The 16674-nt window shown below is 74.5% G+C and carries 19 protein-coding genes and 1 pseudogene; 6 read left to right on the plus strand and 14 right to left on the minus strand.

Annotated elements, in window-relative coordinates:
* Positions 1-136 precede the first annotated feature (136 nt).
* Complete coding sequence (locus AC069T_RS35195; protein ID WP_478786606.1) at positions 137-652, minus strand: immunity 21 family protein; 516 nt, start codon at positions 650-652, stop codon at positions 137-139.
* A gap of 90 nt (positions 653-742) precedes the next feature.
* Complete coding sequence (locus tag AC069T_RS35200; RefSeq protein ID WP_478786637.1) at positions 743-1240, minus strand: rhodanese-like domain-containing protein; 498 nt, start codon at positions 1238-1240, stop codon at positions 743-745.
* A 160-nt stretch (positions 1241-1400) separates the two neighbouring features.
* On the opposite strand from AC069T_RS35200, the gene AC069T_RS35205 reads away from it, so the two are divergent.
* On the plus strand, positions 1401-1847 hold the full coding sequence (locus AC069T_RS35205; protein WP_358852831.1) for an Lrp/AsnC family transcriptional regulator: 447 nt from the start codon (positions 1401-1403) through the stop codon (positions 1845-1847).
* A gap of 37 nt (positions 1848-1884) precedes the next feature.
* Here AC069T_RS35205 and AC069T_RS35210 read toward each other — a convergent pair whose 3' ends face one another.
* The 6 genes and pseudogenes from AC069T_RS35210 to AC069T_RS35235 form a co-directional block, all read right to left on the minus strand.
* The gene (locus AC069T_RS35210) at positions 1885-4281 is read right to left on the minus strand and encodes an SbcC/MukB-like Walker B domain-containing protein (RefSeq protein ID WP_478786607.1); all 2397 of its coding nucleotides are present in this window, start codon (positions 4279-4281) and stop codon (positions 1885-1887) included.
* A 37-nt stretch (positions 4282-4318) separates the two neighbouring features.
* Positions 4319-4949: pseudogene (locus tag AC069T_RS35215) on the minus strand (AAA family ATPase); the annotation flags it as partial.
* A gap of 142 nt (positions 4950-5091) precedes the next feature.
* The gene (locus tag AC069T_RS35220) at positions 5092-6255 is read right to left on the minus strand and encodes an exonuclease SbcCD subunit D (RefSeq protein WP_478786608.1); all 1164 of its coding nucleotides are present in this window, start codon (positions 6253-6255) and stop codon (positions 5092-5094) included.
* 59 nt (positions 6256-6314) lie between these two features.
* Positions 6315-6941: a YigZ family protein gene (locus AC069T_RS35225; RefSeq protein ID WP_478786609.1), complete on the minus strand. Its 627-nt coding sequence runs from the start codon at positions 6939-6941 to the stop codon at positions 6315-6317.
* A 61-nt stretch (positions 6942-7002) separates the two neighbouring features.
* Positions 7003-7560 carry a SixA phosphatase family protein gene (locus tag AC069T_RS35230; protein WP_478786610.1) on the minus strand — a complete coding sequence of 186 codons (558 nt, stop codon included), beginning with the start codon at positions 7558-7560 and terminating at the stop codon, positions 7003-7005.
* Entirely contained in the window at positions 7557-8258 is a 702-nt protein-coding gene (locus tag AC069T_RS35235; RefSeq protein WP_478786611.1) for a hypothetical protein, read from the minus strand. Before AC069T_RS35235 ends, AC069T_RS35230 begins: the two co-directional genes overlap by 4 nt.
* A 191-nt stretch (positions 8259-8449) precedes the next feature.
* Here AC069T_RS35235 and AC069T_RS35240 point away from each other — a divergent pair, with 191 nt between their 5' ends.
* On the plus strand, positions 8450-8857 hold the full coding sequence (locus AC069T_RS35240; protein WP_358852825.1) for a CoA-binding protein: 408 nt from the start codon (positions 8450-8452) through the stop codon (positions 8855-8857).
* Positions 8858-8901: 44 nt separating this feature from the next.
* Here AC069T_RS35240 and AC069T_RS35245 read toward each other — a convergent pair whose 3' ends face one another.
* A complete protein-coding gene (locus tag AC069T_RS35245; RefSeq protein ID WP_478786612.1) occupies positions 8902-9453 on the minus strand; it encodes a DinB family protein in 552 nt (183 codons plus the stop codon).
* 60 nt (positions 9454-9513) lie between these two features.
* A complete protein-coding gene (locus AC069T_RS35250; protein WP_478786613.1) occupies positions 9514-10164 on the minus strand; it encodes a TetR/AcrR family transcriptional regulator in 651 nt (216 codons plus the stop codon).
* Between the two features lie 154 nt (positions 10165-10318).
* Here AC069T_RS35250 and AC069T_RS35255 point away from each other — a divergent pair, with 154 nt between their 5' ends.
* Complete coding sequence (locus tag AC069T_RS35255; protein ID WP_478786614.1) at positions 10319-10879, plus strand: NAD(P)H-dependent oxidoreductase; 561 nt, start codon at positions 10319-10321, stop codon at positions 10877-10879.
* A 289-nt stretch (positions 10880-11168) separates the two neighbouring features.
* Here the strand turns inward: AC069T_RS35255 and AC069T_RS35260 are convergent, their stop codons facing one another.
* The gene (locus AC069T_RS35260; protein ID WP_478786615.1) at positions 11169-11732 is read right to left on the minus strand and encodes a YbaK/EbsC family protein; all 564 of its coding nucleotides are present in this window, start codon (positions 11730-11732) and stop codon (positions 11169-11171) included.
* A gap of 43 nt (positions 11733-11775) precedes the next feature.
* Complete coding sequence (locus tag AC069T_RS35265; protein WP_478786616.1) at positions 11776-12348, minus strand: helix-turn-helix domain-containing protein; 573 nt, start codon at positions 12346-12348, stop codon at positions 11776-11778.
* A 94-nt stretch (positions 12349-12442) separates the two neighbouring features.
* Here AC069T_RS35265 and AC069T_RS35270 point away from each other — a divergent pair, with 94 nt between their 5' ends.
* Positions 12443-13309 (plus strand): EamA family transporter, encoded by an 867-nt coding sequence (locus tag AC069T_RS35270; protein WP_478786617.1) that lies wholly within the window; start codon positions 12443-12445, stop codon positions 13307-13309.
* 175 nt (positions 13310-13484) lie between these two features.
* Here AC069T_RS35270 and AC069T_RS35275 read toward each other — a convergent pair whose 3' ends face one another.
* A complete protein-coding gene (locus tag AC069T_RS35275; protein ID WP_478786618.1) occupies positions 13485-14288 on the minus strand; it encodes an acyltransferase in 804 nt (267 codons plus the stop codon).
* A gap of 137 nt (positions 14289-14425) precedes the next feature.
* On the opposite strand from AC069T_RS35275, the gene AC069T_RS35280 reads away from it, so the two are divergent.
* The gene (locus AC069T_RS35280; protein ID WP_358852818.1) at positions 14426-14959 is read left to right on the plus strand and encodes a gamma carbonic anhydrase family protein; all 534 of its coding nucleotides are present in this window, start codon (positions 14426-14428) and stop codon (positions 14957-14959) included.
* 12 nt (positions 14960-14971) lie between these two features.
* Here AC069T_RS35280 and AC069T_RS35285 read toward each other — a convergent pair whose 3' ends face one another.
* Positions 14972-15658 (minus strand): DedA family protein, encoded by a 687-nt coding sequence (locus tag AC069T_RS35285; protein ID WP_478786619.1) that lies wholly within the window; start codon positions 15656-15658, stop codon positions 14972-14974.
* Positions 15659-16070: 412 nt separating this feature from the next.
* On the opposite strand from AC069T_RS35285, the gene AC069T_RS35290 reads away from it, so the two are divergent.
* Positions 16071-16490, plus strand: coding sequence for a CBS domain-containing protein (locus AC069T_RS35290; protein WP_478786620.1), 420 nt, complete (start codon positions 16071-16073; stop codon positions 16488-16490).
* Positions 16491-16674 lie beyond the last annotated feature (184 nt).

Below are 16674 nucleotides of genomic sequence, written 5' to 3' on the forward strand. Positions count from 1 at the left end.
GTTGGGTGGGATAGATTGGGGTTCACCCTTCCCTCCCCCCCCCCCCCCCCCCCCCCCCCCCCCCCCCCCCCCTCTCCCCCCCCCCCCCCCCCCCCCCCGGCCCCCGGCCCCCGGCCCCCGGCCCAGCCAGGCCAGGTCAGGTCGCCAGCCGGCGCAGCTGGACGAGTCCGAGCCACGTCTCGGGCCCCGGTTCCACATACGCCGCGCGTACCCCGTACCGCCCGGGTTCCAGGTCGACCCGCAGGTGGTCCGTCTGCTCCGAGACCCGCCCCGGCCATGCGGCGTCGAACAGCAGCACCGGCCCGGGGACGTCCCAGTGCACCTCCGGCTCCCAGACCGCCGCGTCGAGTGCGGCCGGGACACCGGCGAGCAGGTCCGCCTCACAGTCCGCGGCGCACCACCGTACGAAGGTGCCGTGCCGCGGCAGGAACGTGGTCGAGGCGGGTTCGTCCCCGAGGACCAGGGCCCGGGTGTCGCCCACCGGCACCAGGCCGATGAACCCCTCGACATCGCACGCCCGGTCGTAGTCGGACGACATGTCGTCGCCGTCGGCCCCCGACCAGAACGGCAGCACCACCTCGGGGATCGCTATGAGCGGCCCGCCGCCCGACTCGACCCACTCCACCGCACCCGGTTCCGCGTAACGCGCCATGGGCAGAACGTACAGGCCGGGTTCCGGGCGGGTTTTCCCGCTCCCCCGCTCCGTCCGAAATCCGCTGTTCCGCCCCGTGGAGCGGCGGACTCAGCAGCCGCAGTCCTCGGAGCCCACCGGCGCGGTCAGCGCGTCGGCGGCACGCTGCCGGTGCCCCTCCCAGGTCTCGTACGCGAAGCCCTCGCGCACCCAGTACTCGAACCCGCCGAGCATCTCCTTGACCTGGAAGCCGAGTTCGGCGAGCGCAAGGGCCGCACGGGTCGCGCCGTTGCAGCCGGGGCCCCAGCAGTACGTGACGACCGGCACCGACCTGTCGAGGAGTCGTCCGGCCTGTTCGGGGATGAGCGCGGTGGGCAGGTGCACGGCGCCGGGCACGTGTCCCTGGTCCCAGGACGCCGTGGACCGCGAGTCGAGGACGACGAAACCGGGGTCGCCGCCGGCCGCGAGAGCGGAGGCGACGTCCGACACGTCGGCGTGGAAGGCGAGGCTCGCGGCGAAGTGGGCGGCGGCCGCGGCCGGGGTCGCGGGGGCGATGCGCAGGACGGGGTTCGCGGCGTTCGCGGTGCCGGCACGGGCGGTCGCGTTCATGGTGAGGCCTTCCTCCCGGTCCCGCCGCACCGGTGCTCTCTCCGCGTCGGCCGTACGGGACGTCATGTCCGAAAACCTACGGTTCGTGACGCGCTCGCTGAAGTGGCGATCCACGGCATGCCCCTTGCTCGACCGGGGATTTCCCTGTTGTCTCCCGGACATGACCGCGTATTCCCCGGACGCCACCGACTGGCGCATCCTCGACGTCCTGCAGCGTGAGGGGCGGGCCAGTTTCGCCGAACTGGCCCGTGCCGTCTCCATGTCCGCGAGCGCGGTCACCGAACGGGTGCGCCGGCTGGAGGAGGCGGGCGTCATCCAGGGGTACGCGGCCGTCGTCGATCCGGAGCGTCTCGGCCTGTCGATCCTCGCGTTCGTCCGGCTCCGCTATCCGAACGGCAACTACAAGCCCTTCCACGACCTCGTCTCGGTGACACCCGAGATCCTGGAGGCGCACCACGTCACGGGCGACGACTGCTTCGTCATCAAGGTCGCGGCCCGCTCGATGAGCCACCTGGAGGAGGTGTCGGGCAGGATCGGCGCCCTGGGCTCGGTGACGACCAGCGTCGTCTACTCCTCGCCGCTGCCCCGGCGCCCGCTGGGCCGCTGAGCGCGGCGGGCGCGGGCGGGTCCCGCGACGGGGGCTCTCAGCCCGCGCCGCGCTGCCGGACGACCGATCCCGTCCGCCCCTTCACGATCTCCAGCTGGGCGTGGATCCGCCGCCGCAGGTCGGCGACATGGCTGACGATGCCGACGCTGCGGTCGCGTTCCCGCAGGGAGTCCAGCACGTCGAGGACCTCGTCGAGGGTCTGGTCGTCCAGGCTGCCGAAGCCCTCGTCGATGAAGAGGGTGTCGAGCCGCACGCCGCCCGCCTCGTCCGTCACGACGTCCGCGAGGCCGAGTGCCAGCGCGAGCGAGGCGAAGAAGGTCTCGCCTCCGGAGAGCGTGGCCGTGTCCCGCTCACGGCCGGTCCAGGCGTCGACGACATGCAGACCGAGCCCGCTGCGGCCCCGGCCGGAGCGGTCGTCGGAATGGACCAGGGTGTAGCGCCCGGAGGACATCCGCTGGAGCCGCGCGGTCGCCGCGGCGGCGACCTGTTCCAGGCGGGCGGCGAGCACGTAGGACTCCAGGCGCATCTTGCGCTCGTTGTCGGCGGAGGTGCCCGCGGCGAGCCCGGCCAGCCGGGCCACCCGGTCGTACTCCGCACGCAGGGGACCGAGGCGGCGTACGCCCGCGGCCGCTCGCGCGGACAGCCGGTCGAGTTCGGCGCAGCGCCGTGCCGCCGCGTCCTGCGCCGAGACGGCGTCCTGGAGCCGGCGGGCCGCGGTCTCGGCGGCCCGTTCGGCGGCCCGCAGGTCGACGGGCGGCTGCTGGGCGGCGGCCGAGGTGTCCGCCTCGGCGAGCACCGCGCGCACCGCCGTCTCGTCGGTCTGCCAGGCGTCCAGGCGCCGTTGCAGCTCGCGGTGGGCCGCGTCGTCCAGGAGCGCGGCGGCCGCGGCCTGCGGGGTGTCGAATCCGGCGCGGAAGGCCGCGTCCGCGAGCCGGGCGTCCGCCGCCTTGAGCCGCTGGGCGGCCTCTTCGGCGCCGCGCGCCGCGTCCGCCGCGTCACTGAGCCGCGCGGCCTGCCGCTCCAGCTGCGCCGACCGCGCGGCGACGCTGTCGGCGTCACCTCTGACGTACGCCAACTCCTCTTCCAGGGCGGATCTTTCGCGGTCCAGCGCCTCCCGGCGAGCTGCCCGGGACGCGGCCCGTACCTCGGCCTCCCGCTGGGCCGCGACCCTGCGCTCGTGCTCCCGCTCGGCCTGGGCGAGCGCTTCACGCGAGGCGTGCAGACCGGACGCGGCAGCGCGCGCCTCGGTGTGCAGCCGCTCCAGCTCATCCATCTCGTCGGCGAGTTGTCCGGTGGGTGTGTCGCCCGCCTCGGCGGTGGCGGCGGCCAGCGCCTCGCGTACGAGGCCGAGCCGCCGCTCGTCCTCGGCGCGCTGCCCGTCGGCGTGCTGGTAGGCGGCCAGCGCCCGCTCCTCGGCCTCCCGGTCCACGTGCCCGTCGGTCTTCCGTGCGGGCGCGGGGTGTTCGGTGGCTCCGCAGACGGCGCAGGGGGCGCCGTCCGTCAGGTGCGCGGCCAGCTCGGCGGCGATGCCGTGCAGGCGCTGCTCCTTGAGGTCCAGCCAGTGGGCGCGGGCTTCCGTGGCCCGCTCGCGGGAGGCGAGCGCCTGTTCCTGGGCGTCGTCCGTGTCGCGGGCGAACCGGTCGCGCCGGCGGGCCGCGTCGAGCCGCCTGCGGGCCGGCTCGCGCTGGACGGCCAGCTGCTCGGCACGGGCGGCGGCGTCCTGGGCGTGCTCGATGTCCGCCTGGCGGGCGGCCCGGGCGGCGTCCCAGCCGGCCAGCCAGCTCGCGGCGTCCTGGAGGACGTCCTCGTCGGCGCGCTCCTGCCGGTCCAGGCCGTCGCGCTCCGCGACGAGTCCGGCCAGCCGCTGCTCGGCGCGGCGCGCCGACTCCAGACCGCCGAGCTCCTCGGCCGCCTTGCGCGCGGCGACGGCGAGCCCGGCGGCGCCGGCCCCGGCGAACGTCTCGGGAAGCAGCTCACGCGCGCGTGCCTCCTGCGCGGCGGCGCGCCGGTGCTCGGCCTCGGTGCTCTCGCGCAGGTCGAGCGCGGGGGCCACCGCCTCCGCCTTGCGGCCCCGCTCCATGCGCGCCCGCGCCTGGCGGTACGCGTCGGCGTGCTCCTCCAGGCGCGCGGCCCGCTCGCGGGCGTCGGCGAACCGGCGCTGGAGCCGGGCGACTTCGCGTACGTCGTCCAGCTCCCGCTCGGCCGAGTCGTGCGCTGCCGCCGCGGCCGTCCGGGCGGAGTGGGCGACGGTGAGCCGCTCACGGGCGGTGCTGCGGGCGACGGCGGCCCACGTCAGGACGGCTTCGGCGAGTCCGGGGTCTCCCGGCGCGAGGTCGGGCAGTGCCTCGGCGTCACCCGCCGCCTGGTGCATGCGGTGCGGGGGGGGGGGGGGGTGGTTTTTTTCTCCCCCCCCCCCCCCCCCCCCCCCCCCCATCGCACCCCCCTCCCCCCCCCCCCCCCCCCCCCCCCCCCCCCCCCCCGCACCTGTGCCTCGGCGGTCCGGCGCCGCTCGGCGAGGCGCTTCTCCACCTCGGCGAAGCGCTGGGTGTCGAAGAGGCGGCTGAGGAGCTTTCCGCGGGCTTCTGCGTCGGCCCGCAGGAAGCGCGCGAAGTCGCCCTGGGGCAGCAGGACGACCTGGCAGAACTGCTCGCGGCTCATGCCGAGCAGCTGGGTGATCTCCTCACCGATCTCCTGGTGCGAGCGGCTGAGGTCCTTCCAGGCGGCCGCCGCGGCGTCGTACTCGCGCAGCCAGCTCTGGGCTTTGTCGGTGGTGGTGCCCGAGCCGCGTTTCTTGGGGCGTGCCCAGGGCGGCTGCCGGGTGATCTCCAGCCGGCGTCCGGCGACGGTGAGTTCGAGGCGGATCGCGGTGCGGGTGCCGGGGGCCGCGTGGTCGCTGCGCAGGGTCAGGCCCTGGCCGCTCTGGCGGGCGCCGGGCACGGCGCCGTAGAGCGCGTAGCAGACGGCGTCGAGGACGGACGTCTTGCCGGCGCCGGTCGGCCCGTGCAGCAGGAAGAGTCCCGCCGCCGACAGGTCGTCGAAGTCGACGTGCTGTTCGCCGCCGAAGGGGCCGAAGGCGGTGATGTCGAGCCGGTGCAGTCTCATCGGGTGGTTCCCTCCGCGTGCGCCCGGGCAGGCGCGGGCGGGCTTTCGCCGCCGTCCTGTTCGCCCGGCGTCGCCCGCCTCGCCCTGCCGTCCGCCGTCTCCGGTGCCACCGGGGATCCTTCCCTCGTCGGCCGGTGCCGGGTCACCGGGCGACCTCACGGACGCTCTCGTCGGCGCGGACCGCGTCGAAGGCGTCGCGCAGCACGGACTTCTCGCTCGGGTCGGGTCCTGCGCCGCGCACGTGCGCCACGAAGTCCTCGGCGATCTCCTGCTCGCTGCGGCCGGCGAGCCGCCGGGCGTACGACACCTCGGGGTCCTCGGGTGCCCGCTCCGGGTCGAAGGCCAGGCTGAGCGTGTGCGGGAAGCGTTCGGTCAGCCGGGCCATGGGGTCGGCGGGGCGCACCGGGTCGGTGAGCGTCGCCTCGACCCACGCGTCCTCGTGGCGGGACAGCGCGGGGTCGGCCAGCAGGTCCTCCAGGTGTCCCCGGAGCCGGGCGAGCGCGCGGGGCACCGGGCAGTCGACGCGCTCCGTGCCGAGCGCGCCCCCGGGGCCGAGGTCCACCAGCCACATGCTCTTGCGGTGGTCGGCCTCGGAGAAGGAGTACGGCAGCGGGGATCCCGAGTAGCGCACGCGCTCGCTGATCGTCTGGCTGCCGTGCAGGTGGCCGAGCGCCACGTAGTCCACGCCGTCGAAGACGCCGGCGGGCACGGCGGCGACCCCGCCGACGGTGATGTCCCGCTCGCTGTCGCTGGCCCGGCCGCCGGTGACGAAGGCGTGCGCGAGGACGACGGAACGGGTGCCCGGCGCGCGTGCGGCCAGGTCGGCGCGGACCCGGTCCATGGCGGCGGCGAGCACCGCCTCGTGTCCCGCCCTGTCGACGCCGAAGTGGTCCTTCACCAGGGCGGGCTCGAGGTAGGGCAGGCCGTAGAAGGCCACGTCGCCGTGCGCGTCGGCGAGGACGACCGGCGTCCCGCACGCCGCGGCGTCGGTCCGCAGATGGATGCCCGCGCGGCCGATGAGTCCCGCGCCGACCCCGAGACGGCGCGCCGAGTCGTGGTTCCCGGAGATCATCACCGTCGGCACGCCGAGGCCGGCGAGCCGGTGCAGGACGTCGTCGAAGAGCTCGACGGCGGCCAGCGGCGGCACCGCACGGTCGTACACGTCACCCGACACGACCACCGCGTCGACGCCGCGCTCGCGCACGGTCGTGACGAGGTGACCGACGAACTCGGCCTGGGCACCGAGCATGTTGACCCGGTGGAACGCCCGGCCGAGATGCCAGTCGGAAGTGTGCAGGAGCCTCATGATTCCCGAGACTAACGGGCGGGTCGGACAGCACGGACGGCTACTCCCGTATCGGCCCGTTATGCGTCCCCATATGCCTCTCCGCCCAGTTCGAACCGAGCTGTCCCTCCCGTGACGTCGGCCAGCCAGGACCGGAAGGCGTCCACGTCGGCGTCCGGCAGCCCGATCCCGATGGTGACCGCCTCGCCGTAGGTCACCTCGCGCACCGCGCGGCCGGTGGACCGCAGGTCGTTCTGCACCTTGCCCGCGCGCTGGTGGTCGACCGTCACTGTCGCCAGCCGGAACCGTCTGCGGGTGAGCGTGCCGACCGCGTCCAGCGCCTCGCCCACGGCACCGCCGTACGCCCTGATGAGTCCGCCCGCGCCCAGCTTGACCCCGCCGTAGTAGCGGGTGACGACCGCGACGACGTACCGCATGTCCCGGCGGAGCAGCATCTGGAGCATGGGGACGCCCGCGGTGCCGCCCGGTTCGCCGTCGTCGCTCGCCTTCTGCACGGTCGCGTCGGCTCCGACGACGTACGCATAGCAGTTGTGGGTGGCGTCGGCATGCTGCTTGCGGACGCGGGCGACGAAGTCCTGGGCCTCCTGCTCGGTGGCGGCGGGAGCGAGCGCACAGAGGAAGCGCGAGCGGTTGACCTCGGTCTCGTGCACGCCCGCGCGGGCCACTGTGCGGTACTCGTCCTGCATCCGGCCAGCGTATGCGCTGCCCGTAGCCCCGGATCACCGCCGGGCCCCGGAGCCGCCCGGGTCAGTGTCCCTTCTCGTCCCCGGGCCCGCCTCGCGGCACGGTCAGGTCCGTGAGCAGTGCCGTGCCGGGTGCGAGGTCCCGCCAGCCGCCTCCGTGCCACGCGAGGACGGCGACGGCCGAGGTCGGGAACTTCTCCCGTACCTCGTCCACCGTGTCGTCGAGCCCGTCCCCGGCGAGGGTGAGCACCAGTTCCGCGAGCGCCGGGTTGTGCCCGATCAACAGCAGCGTCCTGACCGGGCCGGGGACTTCACGCACGGCCGCCAGCAGGTCCGCCCAGCCGGCCCCGTACAGCCGTGGGTCGTGCCGTACGGAGGGCGGGGTGCCCCACTGCGCGGCGACCAGGTCCCAGGTCTGCCGGGCGCGTACGGCCGTGGAGCACAGCACGAGATCGGGCAGGCAGTCCGCCGCGGCGAGTGCTCGTCCGGCGGCCGGGGCGTCGCGGCGCCCCCGCGGGCCGAGCGGCCGCTCGTGGTCGGGCACGCCCTCGGGCCAGGCGGACTTGGCGTGCCGCAGCACGACGAGCCGGCGCAGCGGCCTCGTGCCGGTGCGCGCGTTCATCCCAAGGTTCCGATGTCCCGGGTGAGTTCGAGGCCGAGGAGCCGGTCCGCGTAGGCGTACGTCTCGAAGCGGGCGCCGTCCGGCATGTCCTCGGCGCGCTCCACGCGGTGCAGTACCTCCAGCACGGCGGGCACGTCGAGGTCGTCCTCCCAGGCCGTCCGCAGCTGCCGCTTCACGTCCTCGGGGACGGGTCTGGACGGGCGGGTGGCCCACCTGGCGACCGCTGCGCGCCACCTGGCCAGCAGTTCCCCGGCGCGGGCCGCCGTGTCGTCGTCGAGGTCGACCCGCTCCCGGCGCGGACGGGCGAGGAGGGCCAGGCGCAGCACCCCGGGCTCGGCGGTGCCGTGCGCCGGGGCGACCTCGACGTGGATGCCGTCCGCCGTGCCGGGCCGGGCGTCCGCAGCGGTGGCGTGCGTCTGGAGGACGTGGACGGTCTGGCCGCCCGGTGCGGTGGGGGTCTCGGCCGGCCGGATGCCGAGTTCGAGGGCGCGGGCGCGCAGTTCGGCGGGCGGATCGGCGACGGTGACGACGGGGGTCCTGCCGATCTCCAGGGCTCTGGCCAGCACATCGGCCACGAGCAGGACGCGCAGGGACGAGGTGTCGGCCCGCGTCGCGTGCGCCTGGACGCGGGTCAGGCCCCGGGGGGCGGCGACGGCGTCCGTGGACTCGCCGGTTCGGGCATCGGTGATTCGCAGCACGGGGTGAGCGTAGGCGGGCGGCGGCGCGGGCGCAGGGAGGCGGGCGCTCTTTCCGGACAGGCCGCGCGCGCCGGAGGCCACGGGGCGCGGGTCCCGGCGACGACGGCGGACGGGGAGGGCGGGGAATGTTCGCGTGCCGTCGGCCGTTGCCCGGCTGAGCGTTGGACAACGGAACCCCGAGGAGACCGACCGTGCACGGCGATCCGGCAACGATCCGCAAGATACTCACGGAGCTCGGCGACACCTGGGCGATCGTGGGCCTGTCGTCGAACCGGCAGCGCGCGGCCTACGGCGTCGCGTCCGTGCTCCAGAGGTACGGCAAGCGCGTCGTCCCCGTCCACCCCAGGGCCGAGACGGTCCACGGCGAGCAGGGCTATCCGTCCCTGTCCGCGATCCCGTTCGAGGTCGACGTGGTGGACGTCTTCGTCAACAGCGACCTGGCCGGGCCCGTCGCCGACGAGGCGGTGGCGATCGGCGCCGACGCCGTGTGGTTCCAGCTCGGCGTCGTCGACGAAGCGGCGTACGAGCGCACCCGCGCCGCGGGGCGGGACATGGTCATGGACCGCTGCCCGGCGATCGAGATCGGCAACCTCGGCTGAGGGTGCGGGCCGTGGCGGGAGGCGAGGCGGCGGTGCCGCCGCCCTCACAGCCCGATGGCGCCGTCGATGCGCTCGCGGAGCAGGTCGGCGTGGCCGTTGTGGCGGGCGTACTCCTCGATCATGTGGATGAGGACCCACCGCAGGGACACCGTGCCGCGCCAGGAGTCGTGACCCTCGACGTCGAGGTGGGGCGCGTCCGTCACGAAGGCCTCGGCGAAGGCCACCTCGGCGTGCCAGGCCTCCCAGGCGGCCTCGGCCACGGCGGAGCCCGGCACCGCACCGCCGAAGTCGCCGTCGGGGTCGGCCGCCGAGGAGAAGCGGGGCGGCGCGTCCTGTCCGGCCAGGACCGACCGGAACCAGCGCCGCTCGACGTCGGCGAGATGCCGCACGAGTCCGAGCAGCGAGAGCGTGGAGGGCGGCACGGACCGCCGGCACAACTCGTCGTCCACTCCGGTGCACTTGAGCGCCAGCGTCGCGCGCTGCGCGGCCAGGATGTCGACGAGCAGGCGCCGCTCGTCACCGGTCGCGGGACCGGCGTGGCGGGGGTCCCGGGCGGCTTCGACGAACAGGTCGCCTCTTCTGGTGGGAATCGTCATGCGCCCATCATCGACACCCGCCGCCGGGCCCCGGGCAGCCGGGCCCCCCATGCCTCTGCGTCATCCCCGGGCCGTGCAGCGGTCCACGAGGTCGTACCAGCCCGCTTCCAGGCGGTCCAGGGACATGCCCCGCTGGGTGACCAGGTGGTGCACGAGGGTCGGATCGAGGTAGGCGAGCAGGGTGTGGGCGGTCAGTTCGGTGTCGCCGCCCGTCCGGGTCTGACGCAGCAGCAGGGTGACGTGGGTCAGGCGGAGACGGTACGCGGGAGAGGTGTGGCGGCGCCCGGCCTCCGCGTGCGCGGCCAGGTAGAGGTCGCGGTGGAGGTGCTCGTGGTGGATGACGGCGCCCCCGAAGGACCGCAGCCGCTCCACGGCGGGCGCGTCGGGGCCCAGCGGCGGTGGGCCGGTGAGGAAGGCGGCCTGGAGCTGCTGCTCGCAGTGGTCCAGGAGTGCCATGAGCAGTCCGGTGCGGTCTCCGAACCTCCGGAAGACGGTTCCCTTGCCGACCCCGGCGGCCAGGGCGACGGCCTCCATCGTCAGGTTGGCCGCTCCGCGTTCGGCCGCCAGCCGGGCGGCGACCTCCAGCAGCCGCGAGCGGTTGCGGGCGGCGTCGGCGCGCAGCTGGGGCGGCTCGTCGACCGGGGTGAGTGTCAGCTCCAGCCGTCCGGCCTTGGCTTCGTGCGCGGCTGAGGGCGGCGGGGGCGAGGTCATGCGTCCCAGCGTAGCGCTCACGGAAAGAAGTGGACCCCGGTCCGGATAGGTGATAGAAAGTTGAACGGACCTTGGTCCGCTTAGCGGCGGCGATGGAGCATCCTTGCCCTCCACCGCCGCACCCGCCTTGAACCGCTCTCTGAGGAGTTCCGTCATGTCCGTACGCATCCTCGCGCTCGTCGGCAGCCTTCGCGCCGGTTCGCACAACCGCCAGCTCGCCGAGGCGGCCGTCAAGCACGCCCCCGGGGGCGTCGAGATCGAGCTGTTCGAAGGGCTCGCGGAGGTGCCCTTCTACAACGAGGACATCGACGCCGAGGGCGGCGTGCCGGACTCCGCCGCCCGGCTGCGCGCCGCGGCCGGGCAGGCCGACGGCTTCCTGCTGTTCTCGCCGGAGTACAACGGCACCATGCCGGCCGTGCTGAAGAACGCGATCGACTGGCTGTCCCGCCCCTACGGCGCGGGTGCGCTGGGCGGCAAGCCGGTCGCCGTGGTCGGCACCGCGTTCGGCCAGTTCGGCGGCGTGTGGGCACAGGACGAGGCCCGCAAGGCCGCGGGCATCGCCGGCGGCGCGGTCCTGGAGGACGCCAAGCTGTCCATCCCCGGCTCCGTGACCCGCTTCGCCGAGACGCACCCGGCGGACGACGCCGAGGTCGTCACCGGCCTGACCGAGGTCCTCCGCCAGCTGACCTCGCAGGCCGCCCCCACCGCCGCCTGACACCGGCGCCACGGCGCGATCTTTTCAAGCACCCGCCACGCGGACACCGCCAGGGGCAGGACGAACCGCGCGAGGGGTACGCCACCCGAACCCCGCCGGACATAGGGCACTCCAGCCCGTGAGGGGTACGGCAACCGAGCCGTACCCCTCACGGGCGCCACCGTCCCAGCGGGGCCGCACCGGCCGCCTCCCGGGCCGGCCACCGCGCGCCCGGTCGCCTCACCGGGCCGGCCACCCACGCACCGCGCACCCGGTCGGCCCTCACCCGCGCGGAACGTGCGGACGGACCTCAGGCCCCGGCGACACCCAGCCCCTCCAGCACCACGGCGTTCGGCAGCTCGGCGAACGCCTTCCCCGGCACCAGCAGCTTGCCCCGCCGCCGCCCACTGCCGACGAGCACGTACGGCAGGTCGACGACCGCCGAGTCCACCAGCAGCGGCCACTCCCCCGGCAGACCGATGGGCGTGATGCCGCCGTACTCCATGCCGGTCTCCCCGGTCGCCGTGTCCATCGGCGCGAACGAGGCCTTACGGGCCCCCAGTTGACGCCGCACCGCGCCGTTCACGTCGACGCGGGTGGCGGAGAGCACGAGACAGGCGGCCAGCGTCGTCCTGCCGCCGCGCCTGCCCGCGACCACCACACAGTTGGCGGACCGGTCGAGCAGTTCCTCGCCGTAGTGCTCCAGGAAGACGGCGGTGTCCGCCCACTCGGGTTCGGTGTCGACGTAGACGATCCGGTCGGCGGGCACGGCGCCGCTCCAGCGGCGCACGGCGTCGGCGACCGGCGCCGCGAGCACGTCGAGGCAGTCCGGGGCGGGCGTGGCGTCGTCGAAGTCTCCGATGGGTGCGCGCATGACGGCACGCTAACAGCCGTACGGACGCGCCCCGCCCGGCATCTCAGTGCACGGGCGGCACCGACACCGCCATGATCATCTCCAGCGGCTCGGCACCTGAATTGCCGTACGTGTGGGGGACGTTGGCCTCGAAGGACACGCTCGCCCCGGTGGGGACGCGATGCGGGACCCCGTCGAGCGTGAGCGTCAGTTCCCCGGCCGTGACGTGGATGAGTTCGACCGTGCCGCCGGGGTGCGGGTCGGAGTCGCTGCCCTCGCCCGGCATCAGCCGCCAGTCCCACATCTCCAGCGGGCCGGGCGCCTCCGTGCCCGCGAGCAGCCGGTTGTAGCTGCCGGTGTCGGTGTGCCACAGCCGGACAGCCTGGTCGGCCGGGACGATGCGGACCTTGGGGCCCTGCTCGTAGTCGAGCAGCGTCGTGATGCTGACCCCGAGCGCGTCACCGATCTTGACGACCGTGCCGATGCTGGGGTTGGTCCTGGCCTGCTCGATCTGGATGAGCATGCCGCGACTGACTCCCGCCCGGGCCGCGAGCGTCTCCAGGGTGAAGCCCCGCTCGGTGCGCCAGCGCTTGACGTTCCGGGCCAGGGACTGGTTCAGCAGGTCGAGGTCCGACACATTCCGTCCAATATTTTGGATGACAGAGTCCATTGAGTTGAACTACGGTGTGGTGCACCGAATTGTTCACTGCACTGTACTGCGAGGCGCCCCCATGACAGCACTCTTCGCGCTGGCCACCAGCGTCCTGTGGGGCCTGGCCGACTTCGGCGGCGGGCTGCTGACCCGGCGCATGCCGGCACTGACGGTGGTCGTCGCCTCGCAGGTGATCGCGGCGGTCGTCCTCGGGGCGCTCGTGATCGCGACGGGCGGCTGGCACGAGGCGGGGCCGCGGCTGTGGTTCGCCGTGGCCGCGGGCCTGGTCGGACCGGTCGCGATGCTCGCCTTCTACAAGGCGCTGGCGCTCGGCCCGATGGGCGTCGTCTCCCCGCTCGGCTCCCTCGGCGTGGCCGTCCCGGTCGCCGTCGGCCTGGTGCTGGGCGAGCGCCCAGGTGTCCTGCAGTTCGCGGGCATCGCGGTGGCCGTCGCCGGGGTCGTGCTCGCCGGCGGCCCGCAGCTCAGGGGCGCCCCCGTGCAGCGTCAGGCGGTGCTGCTCACGCTGCTCGCCGCGTTCGGGTTCGGTGCGGTGATGTCGCTGATCGCGGAAGCCTCCACGACGCTCACCGGCCTCCTCCTCGCCCTGTTCGTGCAGCGCGTCACCAATGTCGTGGCGGGCGGCGCCGCACTCCTGGTCTCCGTGCGCCGGGACGCCGGGGCCCTGCCTGAGGGCGGTGGACGGACCGTCGTCCAGCACTCGCTGCCGGCCCTCGCCTTCGTCGGCCTCGCCGACGTCGCGGCCAACGGGACGTACTCGATCGCGGCCCAGCACGGTCCGGTCACCGTGGCCGCGGTGCTCGCCTCGCTCTACCCGGTGATCACGGCCCTGGCCGCCCGCGGCATCCTCAGCGAGCGGCTCCGCGGCATCCAGGCCGCCGGTGCGGGCCTGGCCCTGGTCGGCACGCTGCTGCTGGCCACCGGCTGAACAACCCCGGGTCACGAACGGACCGACGGCCGCACACCGGGCCTCTGGACCTCTGGACCTCTGGGCCTCTGGGCCTCTGAGCCTCTGGGCCTCTGGGCCTCTGGGCCTCTGGGCCTCTGGGCCTCTGGGACGACCCCGGCACACGTCACCCGTGTTCAGCACCGCGGGGTCCCGGTCAGGACTCCGCTCGTGCGTCCTCCGCCACCGCGTCCCCGGCGTCTAGGCGGTCCGGTTCCGTGAGGCGGGCGATCTCCTCCTCGTCGAGATCCGACAGCGCGCGCAGCTGCTGCGGGGTCACGCCGTCGGGGATCGGCACGGGCGCCGGTGTGCGCAGCGGCGGCTGCCAGCCGTTCCGCGCGTCCCAGCGGCGTACGACCTTCGCCGGGGCGCCGGCCACGACCGCATGGTCGGGAACGGTCCCGCGCACCACCGCTCCCGCGGCGACCACGACATTGCGCCCGATCCGCGCCCCCGGCAGGATCACGGCGCCCGTCCCGATCCAGCAGCCGGGCCCGATCGACACCGGGTCCATCCGCGGCCACTGCTTGCCGATGGGCTGGTGGGGATCGTCGTACGAATGGTTCGTGGACGTCACGTACACGTACGGCCCGAAGTAGCAGTCGCTGCCGATCGTGACCGTGGTGTCGGCGATGACGTGGCTGCCCCGGCCGAGGACGACACCGTCCCCGATGCGCAGGATCGGGTCCGGGCCGAGGTCGAGGTCGGGCATCAGGCCGGCGGTCAGCGTGACCTGCTCGGCGATGATGCAGTGCGAGCCGAGCCGGATCCAGGGCTCACCGAAGACGGTGCCGAGCGGGAAGGCCAGCCGGGTGCCGCTGCCCATCGCGCCGAACCGGAACCGCCCCGGGTGTGCGGCCGTGACCGCGCCGGTGCGCTGCACCCAGGCCCAGCCCGCGTGGACGGCGCGCTGCGCGAGGCCGCGCCGCCATGATGAGAACGTGTTCTTGCTCCTGGGCACCCGCTCACCGTACTCAGCGTGCCGAGCGGCCACCCGGCCGGGCACCTGTGATCTTCGCCCCACCCGCCCGCCCCCCGCTCGGCGCCCGTCGCCTACCGTGCCGGTGACGAGAGCCATCGACGGACAAGGAGAGTGCCATGACGCACCGGGCGCTGATCGCGGCAGTGGGCGGCAAGGAGCCGCAGGTGGATCAGGAGGCGTTCACGGCCCCGACCTCCGTGGTGCTCGGCGAGGTGACACTGCACCCGGGCGCGAGCGTCTGGTACGGCGCGGTGCTGCGCGCCGACTGCGGGCCCGTCGTCATCGGCGCCGACAGCAACATCCAGGACAACTGCACCTTGCACGTCGACCCGGGCTTCCCGATCACGGTCGGCGAACGGGTCTCGGTCGGGCACAACGCCGTGATCCACGGTGCCACCGTCGAGGACGACTGCCTGATCGGGATGGGCGCGACGGTGCTCAACGGGGCGGTCATCGGCGCGGGGTCGCTGGTGGCGGCGCAGGCACTGGTGCCGCAGGGCATGCGCGTGCCGCCGGGCTCCCTCGTCGCGGGCGTGCCCGCCAAGGTCAGGCGGGAGCTGACCGCCGAGGAACGTGAGGGCATCTCGCTGAACGGCACGCTGTACGTCGAGCTGGCCAAGGCGCACCGCGCGGCGCACGAGGAGCGGTGACGACCGGCGCGGTCAGTCGGTGGCGGGGGCCGGGACGGGCTCCGGCTCGACCGCGCCGGTCCCGGCCGCCGGGGTCCCCGCCGCCTCGGCGTGCGCCGCCGCCTGCTTCGTCTTGCGCCGGACGATCAGCAGCGAGGCGGCCCCGATGAGCAGCGCCACCACGAGGCCGAGCCAGGAGAAGCGCTTGAGCCAGGACTCGGCGACCACACCGACGTAGTAGATGACCGCGGTCGTGCCGCCCGCCCAGAGGATCCCGCCGAAGACGTTGGCGACGAGGAACTTCCAGTACGGCATCCGCAGCACTCCGGCGAGCGGACCCGCGAAGATGCGGAGCAGGGCGACGAAGCGGCCGAAGAAGACCGCCCACATGCCCCACTTCTCGAAGGACCGCTCGGCGGTGGCGATGTGCCGTTCGTCGAAGTGCCTCGGGAACTTCGCGCCGAGCCAGGCGAGCAGCGGGCGTCCGCCCTTGCGGCCGATGGCGTAGCCGATCGAGTCGCCGACGACGGCGCCCACGCTCGCGCAGACCCCGAGGATCACCGGGTTGATGCCGGCGTGCTGGGAGGAGAGCAGCGCCGCGGAGACCAGGATGATCTCGCCGGGCAGCGGGATGCCCAGGCTCTCCAGTCCGATGACCAGGCCCACCAGCGCGTAGATGCTGACCGCGGGCACCGTCTCGAGCCATTCCTGGACGTGCAACGCCGGTTCCTCCCGTATCGCTGTGCAAGGCGGGCGCGCACCTCCGTGTGTGGTCACCCGGCGTGCGCTCTCCCCCTGGGCACACGCCGGGCAGCCTACCCGCTCAGCCTCCGGAGGCGGAGTCCCGCGGGTCGCACCGCCGCTCCCGTGGACGGAGGGCCTGCGCTCCCGTGGACGGACGGCCTGCGCTCCCGTGGACGGAGGGCCTGCGCTCCCGTGGACGGAGAGCGGACCGGCCCGCTCCGGGCCGGCACCCCGTCGAGCCGCAGCGCGGGACAGGCCATGAGGTGGTCCGGGGTCCGGCTCGCCGCGGGCGGGAGTCGCGCTGCGTGGGCCCGGCACCGAGGGGTACCCGGAGTACAAGCGGCGGCTGTGCCGCGGCCGCCGGACGAGCGATCGACGGAGGCCCGCGATGACGCAGAAAATTCACGAGATCATGACCAGCGCCCCCGTCTCCGTGGAGCCGCTCACCGCGGTCACCGAGGTGGCCCGGCGCATGCGTGACGAAGACATCGGCGCCGTACTGGTCACCGAGGGCGACGAGCTGCGCGGCCTGGTGACCGACCGGGACCTGGTCGTGCGGATCCTCGCCGAGGAGAAGTCCCCCGGCGACACCACCGTACGGGAGGCGTGCAGCCCCGATCTGGTCACCGTCACACCCGAGGACGACGTCGACAGTGCCGTCCAGCTCATGCGGGAGCACGCCCTGCGCCGGCTGCCCGTCGTGGAGGGCGGCAGGGCCGTGGGGATCGTCGCCCTGGCGGACCTGGCGATGGAGCGCGACCCGTCGTCCGCGCTCGGGGACATCAGCGTGGCCGAGCCGAACACGTGACGGGGGCCGTGCGCAGGCGACGCGCCGGTCCGGGCGGCCGCTCGCCGACGGTCCGGGGCGGGGGGGGGGGGGGGGGGGGGGGGGGAGGGGGAGAAGGGGGGGGGGGGGGGGGGGGGGGGGAGAGGGGGCGCTCTCCCCAGGTAAAGGAAAGGAGCCCGAGCGTTCTTTGTGGGAAGCAAAGCTC

This window comes from Streptomyces sp. NPDC043867, from assembly GCF_056435845.1.